The organism is Halomonas sp. CnH100-B (genome assembly GCF_024124605.1).
GTDB lineage: Bacteria > Pseudomonadota > Gammaproteobacteria > Pseudomonadales > Halomonadaceae > Vreelandella.
The window spans coordinates 230,991-244,540 of sequence record NZ_JAMXRX010000002.1 but is presented as its reverse complement, the minus strand read 5'-3'; the positions used below and the strand labels follow the sequence as shown (position 1 = coordinate 244,540).

General features: G+C 58.2%; 14 protein-coding genes. 7 read left to right on the top strand and 7 right to left on the bottom strand.

The genetic code is table 11. The annotated features are described in order from the left end of the window. Positions 1-58: 58 nt before the first annotated feature. The 5 genes from deoC (at position 59) to cdd (ending at position 4,844) form a co-directional block, all read left to right on the top strand. Entirely contained in the window at positions 59-865 is an 807-nt protein-coding gene (deoC, locus tag NH398_RS04655) for a deoxyribose-phosphate aldolase (RefSeq protein WP_159341393.1), read from the top strand. Further along, the gene (gene deoA / locus NH398_RS04650) at positions 866-2,218 is read left to right on the top strand and encodes a thymidine phosphorylase (protein WP_253016896.1); all 1,353 of its coding nucleotides are present in this window, start codon (positions 866-868) and stop codon (positions 2,216-2,218) included. Beyond that, positions 2,218-3,462, top strand: a complete 1,245-nt coding sequence (locus tag NH398_RS04645) for a phosphopentomutase (RefSeq protein ID WP_253016894.1) — start codon at positions 2,218-2,220, stop codon at positions 3,460-3,462. The genes deoA and NH398_RS04645 overlap by 1 nt, the downstream gene beginning before the upstream one ends. 211 nt (positions 3,463-3,673) lie before the next feature. Further along, a complete protein-coding gene (gene deoD, locus NH398_RS04640; RefSeq protein ID WP_159341390.1) occupies positions 3,674-4,399 on the top strand; it encodes a purine-nucleoside phosphorylase in 726 nt (241 codons plus the stop codon). A 37-nt stretch (positions 4,400-4,436) separates the two neighbouring features. After that, positions 4,437-4,844, top strand: a complete 408-nt coding sequence (gene cdd / locus NH398_RS04635) for a cytidine deaminase (protein WP_253016892.1) — start codon at positions 4,437-4,439, stop codon at positions 4,842-4,844. Between the two features lie 156 nt (positions 4,845-5,000). Here the strand turns inward: cdd and NH398_RS04630 are convergent, their stop codons facing one another. From NH398_RS04630 to NH398_RS04610, 5 genes are read right to left on the bottom strand one after another with little or no spacing between them, the layout of a single operon-like run. Continuing rightward, a complete protein-coding gene (locus NH398_RS04630) occupies positions 5,001-6,227 on the bottom strand; it encodes an amidohydrolase family protein (protein WP_253016890.1) in 1,227 nt (408 codons plus the stop codon). A 35-nt stretch (positions 6,228-6,262) separates the two neighbouring features. Then, positions 6,263-7,570 (bottom strand): TRAP transporter large permease, encoded by a 1,308-nt coding sequence (locus tag NH398_RS04625; RefSeq protein WP_253016888.1) that lies wholly within the window; start codon positions 7,568-7,570, stop codon positions 6,263-6,265. Between the two features lie 10 nt (positions 7,571-7,580). Next, positions 7,581-8,081 carry a TRAP transporter small permease gene (locus tag NH398_RS04620; RefSeq protein WP_253016886.1) on the bottom strand — a complete coding sequence of 167 codons (501 nt, stop codon included), beginning with the start codon at positions 8,079-8,081 and terminating at the stop codon, positions 7,581-7,583. Then, positions 8,078-8,707 (bottom strand): TetR/AcrR family transcriptional regulator, encoded by a 630-nt coding sequence (locus NH398_RS04615; RefSeq protein WP_253016884.1) that lies wholly within the window; start codon positions 8,705-8,707, stop codon positions 8,078-8,080. Before NH398_RS04615 ends, NH398_RS04620 begins: the two co-directional genes overlap by 4 nt. A gap of 56 nt (positions 8,708-8,763) precedes the next feature. Beyond that, positions 8,764-9,900, bottom strand: a complete 1,137-nt coding sequence (locus NH398_RS04610) for a C4-dicarboxylate TRAP transporter substrate-binding protein (protein WP_253016882.1) — start codon at positions 9,898-9,900, stop codon at positions 8,764-8,766. 173 nt (positions 9,901-10,073) lie between these two features. Here NH398_RS04610 and NH398_RS04605 point away from each other — a divergent pair, with 173 nt between their 5' ends. Together NH398_RS04605 and NH398_RS04600 are read left to right on the top strand one after the other, a co-directional pair. After that, complete coding sequence (locus tag NH398_RS04605; RefSeq protein WP_253016880.1) at positions 10,074-10,796, top strand: AzlC family ABC transporter permease; 723 nt, start codon at positions 10,074-10,076, stop codon at positions 10,794-10,796. Then, a complete protein-coding gene (locus NH398_RS04600) occupies positions 10,793-11,107 on the top strand; it encodes an AzlD domain-containing protein (protein WP_253016878.1) in 315 nt (104 codons plus the stop codon). The genes NH398_RS04605 and NH398_RS04600 overlap by 4 nt, the downstream gene beginning before the upstream one ends. Before the next feature lie 59 nt (positions 11,108-11,166). Here the strand turns inward: NH398_RS04600 and NH398_RS04595 are convergent, their stop codons facing one another. Both NH398_RS04595 and NH398_RS04590 read right to left on the bottom strand, forming a co-directional pair. Continuing rightward, complete coding sequence (locus NH398_RS04595; RefSeq protein ID WP_253016876.1) at positions 11,167-12,156, bottom strand: LacI family DNA-binding transcriptional regulator; 990 nt, start codon at positions 12,154-12,156, stop codon at positions 11,167-11,169. Positions 12,157-12,240: 84 nt separating this feature from the next. Next, positions 12,241-13,503, bottom strand: a complete 1,263-nt coding sequence (locus NH398_RS04590) for an ABC transporter substrate-binding protein (RefSeq protein WP_253016874.1) — start codon at positions 13,501-13,503, stop codon at positions 12,241-12,243. Between the last annotated feature and the right edge of the window lie 47 nt (positions 13,504-13,550).

Genomic DNA, 13,550 nt, shown 5'->3' with positions numbered 1-13,550 from the left:
GGGCGCTGCTATGTTTTCGCAGTGCCCGTTTTGTCTTTTATTGATTTGCGAGAATTTCATGAACGCGACTGCCTCCCCCCAGCTCACTCAAGCCCAACTCACCCAAGCCGCTCGCCAAGCGTTGACGCTGATGGATTTGACCAGCCTGAACGACAGCGACACTGACAGCGTGATTGAAGCGCTGTGCCAGCAGGTGAAGACGCCGTTCGGCAACCCGGCGGCGGTTTGCGTTTATCCGCAGTTCATCGTCACCGCCGCCCGCGCCCTGAGTGCCCACAAGTTGGACGGCCAAGTCAAGATTGCCACCGTGACTAACTTCCCCCACGGCGGCGACGACATCATGGGTGCTGCCCGTGAAACCCGCGAAGCCGTGGCGTCTGGCGCCCACGAAGTCGACGTAGTGTTCCCCTACCGCGCGCTAATGGCAGGCGACGAAGAGACCGGCCGCGAGCTGGTAGAAATGTGTAAAGCCGCCTGCGGCGGACAAGCGCAGCTAAAAGTGATTATTGAATCTGGCGAACTCAAAGCGCCTGCGCTTATCCAACGCGCTAGCGAGCTGGCCATTGAAGGTGGCGCGGACTTCATCAAGACCTCCACTGGCAAAGTGCCGGTGAACGCTACCCTGGAAGCCGCCGAGATCATGCTCAAGGCGATTAAAGCCAGCGGCAAAGACGTTGGCTTCAAAGCCGCAGGTGGCGTACGCAGCGCCGAAGACGCCGCCGAGTACCTCGCGCTGGCCGCTGATATCATGGGCCCGCAGTGGGTCACGCCCGAGCACTTCCGGTTCGGTGCATCCAGCCTGCTGAATAACTTACTGAACACGCTAAACGGCAATGCTGATGCCGTGACGAATGGAGGCTACTAAATGCCGTCTAACGCTTCTCACCACGCCCTGCTCCCCCAAGAACTGATTCGCCTGAAGCGCGACGGCCAGCCGCTGCCCGCTGAAGAGATCAAAGCCTTCGTACAGGGCATCGCCGACGACCGCATTAGCGACGCGCAGATTGGCGCCTTCACCATGTCGGTGTTTTTAAACGGCATGAGCCGGGAAGAAGTCGTGGCGCTGACCACCGCCACCCGGGACTCCGGCCACGTGATGCAGTGGGATTCGCTCAACCTGCCCGGCCCGATTGTGGACAAACACTCCACCGGCGGCGTGGGTGACCTGGTATCGCTGGTGCTCGGCCCGTGGGTCGCCGCCTGCGGCGCGTTCGTGCCGATGATTTCTGGCCGTGGCCTGGGCCACACCGGCGGCACGCTGGATAAGCTGGAATCAATCCCCGGTTACGACCCCTACCCCGCGCCCGAGCGCTTCAGCGATGTCGTAAAATCCACCGGCGTGGCGATCATCGGCCAAACCGGCAACCTCGCCCCGGCGGATAAACGCATCTACGGCGTGCGTGACGTGACCGCCACCGTGGAATCCATTCCGCTGATTACCGCTTCCATCCTGGGTAAAAAGCTGGCTTCCGGCCTGGACGCTCTGGTCATGGACGTTAAGGTCGGCAGCGGCGCGTTCATGCCCACTCCGGAAAAATCCCGCGAGCTGGCGAAAAGTATCGCCAACGTCGCGACCCAAGCGGGCACGCCCACCACTGCGCTGCTCACCGATATGAGCCAGCCGCTGGCCCCCTGTGCCGGTAACGCGGTAGAAATCGTCGAAACCCTGGCGCTACTGCGCGGCGAGCGCTCCAACAGCCGCGTGATGCAAGTCACCCGCGAACTCGCCGTTGAGATGCTGATTGCGGGCAAACTGGTGGCCAACCGCGAAGAAGCCCTCACCAAGCTGGATAAAGCGCTCACCTCTGGCGCGGCGGCGGAAGTCTTCGCTCGCATGGTGCGCGAACTGGGCGGCCCTGCCGACTTTATGGAGCGCTCGGACAGCTACCTGGCCACCGCCCCGGTGATTCAAGCGGTGTACCCCGAGCAGAGCGGCATCGTCCAGCGCTTCGATACCCGCGCCGTGGGCATGAGCGTAGTGGAACTGGGCGGCGGTCGCCTGCGTAACGACGCCAGCGTCGATCACAGCGTCGGCTTTAGCGATATCGTCGAGATCGGCGACCGTGTGGATAGCCAGCGCCCGCTGGCTATCGTCCACGCCCGCACCGAAGAGGCCGCCGCTCGTGCCGCCGCCCAGCTACGCGCGGCGGTCACCCTCGGTGACGCCGAGGCCACCGCCGACACCCTGCTGCAAGAGACCTTCCGAGGAGAAGCCTAATGCGTCGTGCCGTTGTCTTAGTACTCGACTCTTTTGGAATCGGTAGCGCGCCAGACGCCGCGACCTTTGGCGACCAGGGTGCCGACACCCTGGGCCACATCGCCGCTGCTTGCGCCCGTGGCGAAGCGGATACCGCCGAGCGTTCCGGCCCGTTGAAGCTCCCCAATATGGCCGCGCTCGGCCTGTTCCACGCCCACCGGGATGCCACCGGCAGCGTGGCGGAAGGCGTCAGCCTGCCCGAGCAGTTGAACGGCGCTTACGCCCACGCCAAAGAGATCTCCAGCGGGAAAGACACCCCTTCCGGCCACTGGGAAATTGCCGGTGTGCCAGTGCGCTTCGACTGGGGTTACTTCAGTGACAAAACCGATAGTTTTCCCCAAGCGCTGTTGGACAGCATCGTCGAGCAGGCAGACCTGCCCGGCGTAATCGGCAACTGCCACGCCTCGGGCACCGAAATCATTGCCCGCCTGGGCGAAGAACATATCGCCACAGGCAAACCTATCGTGTACACCTCGGCGGACTCCGTGTTCCAGATTGCCGCCCACGAAGAGCACTTTGGCCTAGAGCGCCTCTACGCCCTGTGCGAAACCGTGCGCGAACTGCTGGAGCCGTACAACATTGGCCGCGTCATCGCCCGCCCGTTTATCGGCGACGACAGCCAAAGCTTTGCCCGCACCGGCAATCGCCGCGACTACAGCATCGAGCCGCCGACCCCCACCGTGCTGCAAAAGCTGGCTGAAGCCGGCGGTGAAGTGGTGTCGATTGGCAAGATCGCCGACATCTACGCCCACTGCGGCATTACCCACAAGGTCAAAGCCAGCGGCCACGACGCGTTGATGGAGGCCACCCTGGCAGAAGTGGCGCGAACCGCCAACGAAACCAGCGACCGCCCGACCATGATCATGACCAACTTCGTCGATTTCGATTCGGTCTATGGGCACCGCCGGGACGTGCCGGGCTACGCCGCTGCGCTGGAGCACTTCGATGCCCGCCTGCCGGAGCTGCTCGCCGCCCTTAACGACGACGACCTGCTGCTGCTCACCGCCGACCACGGCTGCGACCCCAGTTGGGAAGGAACCGAGCACACCCGCGAATACGTGCCAATCATGGTACGCGGCGCAGGCTTCACCCCCGGCCCGCTGGGCGAGCGCGGCACCTTCGCCGACATTGGCCAAACCCTCGCGGCGTTCTTCGCCGTCGATGCCATGGCCGATGGCGAGAGCTTTTTACCGAACGCGGCATAAAGGCCGATCACCCATTATTTGCACGCTAATGTGCACAGCCAGCATCAACCCGTAGCGGGGGGGCTTTCGCCAGGGCCGGAAAGTGTTCCCAACAATTCCGGCATTTCCGCCATCCATGGCGGTCAGATGGCGAAAGTAGCGCCCAGGGAAGGGTTTACAGCGCCCCCGCCTAGGGTGGTTCTGGCTACTAATTTTTGCAGAGGAGTGTCTCATGGCTACCCCACATATCAATGCCGAAAAGGGCGATTTCGCCGATACCGTACTGATGCCCGGCGACCCGCTGCGCGCCAAGTACATCGCTGATACGTACCTGGAGAACGTGCGCCAAGTGAACGATGTGCGCAATATGTTCGGCTACACCGGCACTTATAAAGGCCGCGAGATTTCCGTAATGGGCCACGGTATGGGTATTCCTTCCGTCTCCATTTACGCCAAAGAGCTGATTACCGATTACGGCGTCAAGTCGATCATTCGCGTCGGCTCCTGCGGCGCGGTACGCGACGATGTCAACGTGCGCGACGTGGTGATTGGCATGGGCGCCTGCACCGACTCCAAAGTGAACCGCATGCGCTTCAACGACCACGACTTCGCTGCCATCGCCGATTTCGAGCTGACCAGCCACGCCGTTGCGGCCGCCAAAGCGCAGAACGTGCCGGTCAAAGTCGGCAACATCTTCTCAGCGGACCTGTTCTACAACCCGCAAACCGACATGGCCGAGCTGATGAAGCGCTACGGCATTGTCGGCGTCGAGATGGAAGCCGCTGGCCTGTACGGCGTAGCTGCCGAGTTCGGTGCCCGCGCACTGACCATCTGCACCGTGTCTGACCACATTCTGAAAGGCGACTCGCTCTCCAGCGCCGACCGTCAAACCACCTTCAATGACATGATGGTGATTGCGCTCGACACCGTTCTGCGCGACGACGCTGCCAACGCTTAACCGCTTGGGAACAAGCGCCCACTGAGAGGATAACGTCATGAGCCGTGCGGATCAGGCCCTGGTAGACACGCTGTTGACCACCCTGGGCAACGCCTACGCGCCCTACTCCAACCACCCGGTCGCTGCCGTCATGGAGTGCCCAGATGGTCAGCAGTTTGCCGGTAGTAACGTGGAAGTGGCCCACTACAAAGGGCTATGCGCCGAAGCCTCGGCCATTTCTGCCATGATTACCGCTGGCCAGCGCGAGCTTGCCAAGGTGTACGTGATGGGCCCTGGCGAGCATCTCTGCACGCCCTGCGGCGACTGCCGCCAGCGCATTCGCGAGTTCGCCACCCCCAGCACGCAAATCATGGTGCTCTCCAAGCAGGGTGACGTGCTAAAAACCTACACCATGGACAGCCTGCTGCCCGATGCTTTTGGGCCGGAGCAGCTGCCGGAACGGTGATGCAAAAGCACTTGAAAAAAACGGGCAATTATCTGCCCGTTTTTTAGTGCTCATATATTTTATATAAAGATTAGAGTTCGCATTAAGCCATCGCGGCTGTACTTCTCAAAGTAGCATCATCTTTATCAAATCCTACCCCCTCTAACTCTTTCCATACTAAAGATTATTTTTATAGACAGCGCCAGCTTTCATAATAAATAAAAGCTGACAATCCGGATCTGTAAGCACAGTAATGTCCTCAAGAGGGTTATTTTTTAGCACTATCACATCCCCTCTCGCCCCCGGAATGATCTCACCAAAATCGCCTGTGTGCCCATAGGCGTCGGCGGCATGGCTGGTTGCAGCACGAATCAGCTCGTCGCTGGGCACCACATCTTTACGCAAATGGAATTCGTTGAGCTGATGGCGCTGCATCCGACCAAGCAGATCAGAGCCGTAAAGCATTTTAACGCCATACCGTTGAGCCATTTCCAATGCTTTGCCGCCAGCATCCAAAACATCATAAACCTTGCGCTGTAAGTGCTCGGCCATCCCCGCCTCTACACCCTCCTTCGCTAAAGCATCATAGGTGCAAAGCGTCGGCGTTAGGTAGGCGTTGTGCTCAAGAAATAGTCGGCAACTCTCTTCGTCCATTAGGTTACCGTGCTCGATAGTCTTGACGCCTCTTGGGATAAGCCGGTTGATTGCCCGAGCCGTATAAGCATGTGCCATGGTATGAATATTTGCGGCGGTGGCCTCTTCCACAATGGCGTCAATTTCCTCAAGCGAAAATTGCGTGCTGTCGATACGGTCAGTCGGTGAAGAGACGCCGCCTGAGGCCATAATTTTAATCTGGGTGGCTCCCTTGCGAATTTCATCTCTAGCGGCCCGACGCACTTCGCTGACACCATCGCAAACGCGACCTAACCCCGCACAGCAGAAGCAGCCCTCAAAGGTTTGCTGCCCTGGGCCGCGCATATCAGCATGGCCACCGGTCTGGGAGAGTGCATTCCCTGCGTACATGATGCGCGGACCGACCAGAGCGCCTTCGTCTACCGCTTTGGCAAGTCCATAATCTGCTCCACCGGCATCGCGCACGGTAGTGAATCCGCGCATCAACATAGCTTCCAGCAGCTCGCTTGATTTGGCACCGACATAGAAAGGCGAGAGCGTCTCAAGCAGTGCAAAATTGGGTGTGATTGCCGTAACGTGAACATGCGAATCAACCAAGCCGGGCATCAGGAAGTGGCCCTGAATATCGATGACTTGATCATCACTGTCCTCTAGCGGCGAATCGCTAACATCGGTGATACGGCCGTCCTGAATGCGCACCTGCTGGTTGGCGAGTACCTTTCCGTTGCGCGTGTCGATAACGTTGGCATTAATAAAGCGTGTAGTTGTCATAAGTATTCCTTTTGAGTGTTCTTGTGAGAGTGGCGTTAAAACATCTTTTGCGGAAGGTAAAGCGAAAGCGCTGGAATCAGCACAATCAGCAACAGGGCAACAATATCCATGACGATGAACCAAGTGACGCCCTTGAACACTTCAGACAGGGTGACACTATTGCCCAAGGCACCTTTAATGACATACACATTCAGCCCGATAGGCGGAGTGACCAACCCCACTTCAAGCAGCTTGACGACGATGATCCCGAACCAGATCAAGTTAAGGTCAGCACCCTCTACTAAGGGCAAAATCAACGGCAGAGTAAGCAGTAGCAGGCCAATGGAGTCGATAAACATACCCAGCACTAGATAAATCAGGGCTACCGCGAGAATGATCCACCAGGTCTCCGTGCTAACACCGAGAATCAACTCGGAAAAGGCGGCGGGTACGCCGCTCATGGCTAGAAAACGGGTGAAAAACAGCGACCCGATGAGAATAATGAAAATGCTTGCCGTGCTCACCGCCGTGCGAATCAGCGCTTCCCGAATGGCTGAAAAGGTTAGCGTGCGCCGCGCCAAGGCAATCAGAGCTGCAATGGAAGTACCCACAGCCCCCGCTTCGGTAGGTGAGAAAATACCCAGAAAAATCCCGCCAAGAACTGAGCCGATCAGCAGCGGCAACGGCCAGATATGCTTAAAGGCATCCCACTTCTCGTCCCAGCTAGAGCGTACATCGGTGTTGCCCGCCAGGTTGGGATTAAGCTTGGTGCGCACCATGATCATGGCAATGTAGAGCAGCGCTGAAAGTACACCGGGAATGAATCCCGCCATAAACAGTTGCCCCACCGACACCTGGGCATAAACGCCATAGAGAACCAGCAACACGCTTGGGGGAATCAGCGAGCCTAGTGTTCCAGAGGCGGCGACGGTACCAGTGGCCAACCCCTTATCGTAATGATGCTTGAGCATTTCGGGCACGGCAATCCGTGACATGGCCGCCGATGTTGCTACGCTAGAGCCTGAGGCGGCGGCAAAGAAGGCAGAGGCCATGACACTGGAAACAGCCAGACCGCCAGGCAAGCGCGCAAGATACAGACGCATGGCATGAAACAGGCCTTGGGTCATGTTGGTGCTGGTGCACAAATAGCCCATAAACAGAAACATAGGTGCTGCGGTCAGCTCCCAGGTACCTGCAAAATCAAACGGCGTGGCAGAAATCATGCCCCAGGCCACGCGCATGCTGGTCATTTCGCCAATGCCGATGATCGACACTAATCCCAGTGCCACGCCGATTGGCACGCGCAGGGCGATAAGGGCCAAGGCGATGGCAATGCCTGCCACACCTATCTCGATATTACTCATTAGGAAACTCCTAGAAGGCTCGGCGTTGTTGCAGCGCCTTAATCATGTTGGCGAGAATGGCCAGGCACATGGCTGCAAAGCCAGCCGGTAACGCCCAACGACTGGGCCATAGATAGAAGGTAAAGTTGGCCATGGCAGTTTCCATTCGAACCGTGGCGCGAACCGCATCAAGATAGCTCTGATAACAGAGCATGCCGAAATAGAGGAGCCCAAGGGTGCTGGCAAACAGGTAAAGTACCAGTTGGGCACTAGGCGGAAACCTGCCTACCAGCACATCCACGCTGATGTGTTCACGCTGAAGCTCCACATAAGCAAGCGGCAGAAAGACGACGGCGACCATGTAATAAAATGAGACAAACTCCAGGGTGCCGGTAAAGGACTTTCCGAATAAGTAGCGCAGCCCTACGTCCAGTGAGACATGCAGCGCCATTAGCACCAGAAAGAGGGCCGCCAGCACCATAGCACTTTTGGCGACCCACTGGCTTAGTGATTCGACATATTTGGCCATCATACGGGCTCACTCCTTTTCGGATCCGGGGCAGAAAAACCCAGCTCTAACAGGGTTTCTTTCCAGAACAGCAGCATGTCGCGGTAGAGTTCGGGGTCATCACGCCAAATGCTTTGCGCCCCCATACCTCGCATCATGCACAAAGTGGCGTTCAGGGCGACGCGATTCTGATGTGAGGTGTGCTTGGAACTGGCGACCAACTGCTCCCAAATCTGCTCCAATGAGTCATTGAACTTTGCGGCCAGCGGTACCAGCACTTTCATGATATCGGGGTCGGTTCGGGCATTTGTAAGGTATTCGAGAGTCACCATGTATAGGTCACCTTTGAAATGCTCATGTAGCGCTTTAAGCAAGCTGTCAAAGTTAAGCTCCCCTGCTTTAACCTTTACGGCCATCTCCCTTACGCTTTCCACTTCGCGACTCAGCAAATCCTCGAGCGCCGCCTGCATCAGCAATGTTTTGGAGGGGTAATGGTGAACTAAAGCGCCACGGGACACGCCCGCCTGACGCGCGACATCCACGGTTGAAGTGGCACGAATGCCCTTCGCGAGAATGCACTCGATAGTCGCTTGGGTCACCCGAGCCTGGGTTTGGCGTGAGCGTTCTTCTTGATTCTGTCGCTTCGTCATAGCGAACCCTTATTTGGCCCAGGCCGCCTCAAAGAGGCGGCCTCAGTATTGCCGTATTAATAGATTCCGTAGTCAGCAGGAAGCTTATTGTAGATCTCTTCCATGGCCAGTTCGGCCAAGGCCTCTCCGTCTTCGCGATCAACTTCGCTGATTAAGGCATCCCACTTTTCGTAGGTCGCGATAAAATCATCAATCAGCGCTTCGGGATCTTCAACACCGTACTCATCACGGGCTTTATCGTAGACATTGGCCAAGGCCTCATCGCGGAAAGCCTCCACGGAAGCCATCAGATCCTCTTCGGGCTCGTAGATGTTGTTGCCATGGGCAGCGGCTTCTTCCAGCGCGGATTCAGAGGCATTGAGGAACTGGACGATCATGCGTGTCATTGCGTTGGCCGTCGCTTCTTTAAAGACATCGCGCTCTTCATCGCTGAGGCTAGCCCAAAAGCCCGAGTTGAAACCCCACTGAGGGCCAGACCAATACATGCCTGTCGGCAGCAGCGTGGTGTGCTCGGCGACCTCCCAAAGAGACCGGTCGATCAAGTCATTAGGTGCATTCGTTGCGCAATCCAATGACCCTCGATCAAGACCACTGTACATCTCACTGGAAGGCACATTAACCGGCGTTCCTCCCGCCTGTTCGACCCAGGCAGAAACAGTCGAGCCTGCAGTACGAATACGCTTACCCCGTAGCTCGTCAATATTGCGGACGGGCTCGCGGCAGAACAGCACATAAGAAGGCGTGTTGTAAGCACCCAGGTAGACAATATCCAGCTCCTCCCACTCGGCTAGCTGAGTGGGATTATTCAGGCTGAAGTCTGTCACTGCCAGAATGCCAACCAGCGGGTCATCATAGTTAAAGCCCAACTCCTGCACGGCATTCGCTACCGGCATTTCAGAAGGCGTGTAAATAGCGGCATGGTGAGCCACCTGAACCACGTTATCTTGGATACCCTGCAGGTTAGCCCGCGGTGCCAGCAGTACGGTACCTGTATAAACTTCCGGCTGCAGTTCGCCGTTCGAGAGTTCCTTGACCATTTCTGCCCACTCGATGTAACCGTAACGGGAGTGAGGGTGTTGCTGGTCGTAGAACGAATTGGCAATGAAGGAGGTTGCGGCATGGGCCGAAGAAGCAACGGCAGGCAAGACCAGCGCCGCAACAGCGAGTGTCAGCGTATTACGAGTAAATTTCATATAGTTTCCCGAGCCGATTAATCGGCTGCTTTTTTCTGTTGTATTGTTTCATCTCGTTGACACGTCACCAGCTATGGAGCGTGTTCATAATTTAATCTAGACTTCAAATAATAAAAAAACAAGCAGGCCTGTTTGTTTTTAACATGACCAGTTTCGCGGAGAAAGGTTAAGTAATGAAAGTAAAGGAAAATCCCACTCGGCTTGATAAAGCGGGCACCTGGCGAGGGATTCGCATGATGCTCCCTTTGGCGTTTTTTACCATCGCTTTTGGATTGGCGTTTGGCGTTGCCGCCGTGCACCAAGGACTGGCCGCTTGGGAGGCGATGTTAATGAGCCTTTTTGTCTTCGCGGCGCCATCGCAATTTGCGGCCCTAGAGATGTGGCATTCGCCTCTGCCACTGCTTGCTCTGGCAGCGGTCACGCTCGCGATTCACACTCGGCATATGCTAATGAGCGCGGCGCTCTACCCCTGGCTCAAAGCGTTACCTCAACGCCAGCAATTCGCGATGGTGATTCTGCTGACAGACTCCAATTGGGCGATGGCACTGGGCGAGTATCAGCGCGGTGAGCGAAACCTGGGCATTCTTCTAGGTGGTGGGATCGCGTTGTGGGGCTCCTGGGTCGTCGGCACGGCGGTAGGGCTAGCCTTTGGCGGAGGCATTACCGAGCCAGAACGCTTCGGCCTTGATGTTATTATGCTGTGCTTTCTGCTGATGATCGTTGTGGGTGGCAACCCTAGAGCAGTGATGGCCCTGCCCTGGCTAGCCGCAGCGGCGAGTGCATTAATGGCGCACTGGTGGTTGCCGCCTTACCTACATGTGATGGTGGGTGCCATTACTGGTGGCGTGGTAGCCGCGCTATTGCCTGGACGCTGGTTCAGGGAAAGCGCCTCATGAGTTCATCATCAGTGTGGCATTCGTTGATAGCCATCACGCTAATGGTAGTCATTGCTTATGGCTCCAGAGTGCTGGGGCTAATGGTCATGTCGCATGTACCGCTAGGCCCTCGGGTGCGGCAATTCGTCGATGCCATGTCTAGCTCAGTGCTGATTGCCGTTATTACGCCCATCATCGTACATGGTGACGGCGGCGTTCGGCTCGCAGCCATTGCGGCGGGTACGATGGCGGTAGTATTGAGAAGCCCGATGGTATCGATTGCCATGGGTATGCTTTGCGCTGCGGGTTGGCGCTGGTGGTTTCAAATGTAGAGCGCATTGTTAGTTCAACCGCCATCAATATCCATTTCAAACTAGGCACTAAGCCCGCACTAACCACTTTCCCGCAGCACTAGCGCCACCGGCAGCGAGACGTGCCGGGGCGCTTTTCCCGCCAGCGCTTCGCTCAATAGCTCGACACTCATCGCCGCAATGGCCGCAATATCCTGGCGAACGGTGGTTAATCCGGTGGCTAGGGTAGGCAGGTCGTCAAAGCCGGTAACGGCCACGTCTTCGGGCACACGAATATCGCGATCTTCCAGCGCGGCGACACAGCCGAGTGCCAGCTCGTCAGTGGCGCAGACCAGCGCATCGAACGGTAGCTGCTCAGCGCCTTCCTGATTGAGAAAGCGATTGAGATGGCGGTAGCTGGTCAGGGAGTCGGAGGTAAACCGATGGGGCAGGTTCAGCAGCTGCTCGCTCAGCCCCGCCTCGGCCATCGCGTGTTGATAGCCGGAAAGGCGGCTGTGGGGGCGCGGCACGTCTAACTCCCCGCCCACGAAGGCAATACGCGTTCGCCCTTGTTCGATCAGATGCTGAGTGATCTGGTAGAGCCCGGAGACATCGTCCGGGGCCACCGAAAAGCCCTCCCCCGCATTGCCAATGCGCACGAACGGTATGCCTGCCGCACGCAGTACGCTTGGGCGCTCGTCCTCCCCGGTTTCCCCTAACAAAATCGCGGCGCCCGCCCGTTCGGGCAGCTCATGGGTTTGGTCGTGATGAAAGAAGATCGGCACCATACCCTGCTGGTGCAGCGCGACGGTCAGGTGCTGATAGAGCAGAATATAGTAGGGGCGCAGCTCGATATCCTGCCGCCCAAGGGAAATTCCTACGACAGCGGCTTTGCCGCTGATGAGCTGCCGGGCTGCCGCGCTGGGCTGATAGGCCACTTCGCGGCTGATGTTGAGAATCTTGTCGCGCAGCGCGTCGCTGATCCCCGGCTTGCCGTTCAGCGCCCGGCTTACCGAGGCAATCGAGACCTCGGCACGCCGGGCAATTTCACGAATGGTGGCGGTTTGTGCACTCGGTTTGTTCTGTTTCATGCCATGCCTCAGCCAGTCGGGCCCTGATTGTACAAAAAGCGGGGCCGAAAAGCGCTGAATGCACGGACGCTAACGCCGCTCGCGCTACCAGCCACGCCGTCCCAGTCGCGCCAGCTCGCTATCCAACTGCTGCACCGCCTGCTCCGGCGTGACGCTGCCGGACAGCGCATCGTGCACGCGGTTGAAGATCGCGTTGGAGACTCGCGGGTAGGCATCGCCGGTGACGCTGGCCGGACGCGGTACGCCGTTCATCACCGTTTCATACAGTTCTCCAATGAACGGATGCGCGGCCAGTACCTCGTCGTCTTCGTACAGCGCTGGGCGCGTGGGGTTGCGGCCAAACTCGATGGCGTGGGCTTTTTGCTGCGCTTCAGCGGTGAGATAAGCCACCAGGTCAGCGGCGGCCTGGGGCTCATCCGAATAGCGGGACACCGCCCAATTCCAGCCGCCCAGCGTCGCGACGGACTCGCCCTCTGGCCCGCTGGGCAGCGGCGCCACGCTGAATTTGTTCTGAATCGGCGTGCCGTCCGCTTGGCCCAGCGACCACACGTAGGGCCAGTTACGCATGAACACCGCGTTGCCCGCCTGGAAAACGCCGCGAGCCTGCTCTTCCATGTAGTTACGCACACCTTCTGGACTGATATCCCCCACCCAAGAAGCCGCTAACGCCAGCGCTTCCACCGCCTGGGGATTGTTCACCGTGACCTGCCCCTCGGCATCCACGAACGTACCGCCGCCGTAGCTCGCCACCCACTCCAGCGCGTTGGTGGTCAGCCCTTCGTAAGCGCGCCCTTGAAAGACGAAACCATGCATGCGCTCGTTACCCGCTTCCCGCTCGGCGTTTTGAATGCGTCGGGCGGTGTCGGTCATCGCTTGCCAGGTAGTTGGCACCTCGGCGTCATACTGCTCGAGCAGATCATGACGGTAGTAGAGCAGCCCGGCGTCGGTAAACCACGGCAGTGCGACCAGCTTGCCCTGCACGGTGTTGTTCTCCATCAGCGAGGGGATAAAGCCTTCTGCTGCACCTTCCGGCAGATAATCGTTCAAATCCACCAGATGCTCGGCCAGCAGGCCCGGCCAGACGATATCCACCATCAGCACGTCGACATCCTGGGATTGGCTGCCCAACAGCTGTTGGTAGAGCGACAGTTTTTCGGTGGCCGACGCAGGCGTGGTGACGATATTGACCTGGTGGCCGTTGGCCTCGGCCCAGCGCTGGGAGAGCTCGGGGCAGAAATCCGCCGCCCCACCGTCGCCGCAGGCAACGGTAATTTCGGCGGCCATGGCAGGCAGCGCCGTGGGCAGCAGGGTCAGCAGTAGCAGCGGTGTTTTCAGTGGTTGGCGCATCGTCGCGTCCTCATTTTGTTATTGGGTGTCGTACGTTTAAAGATGCG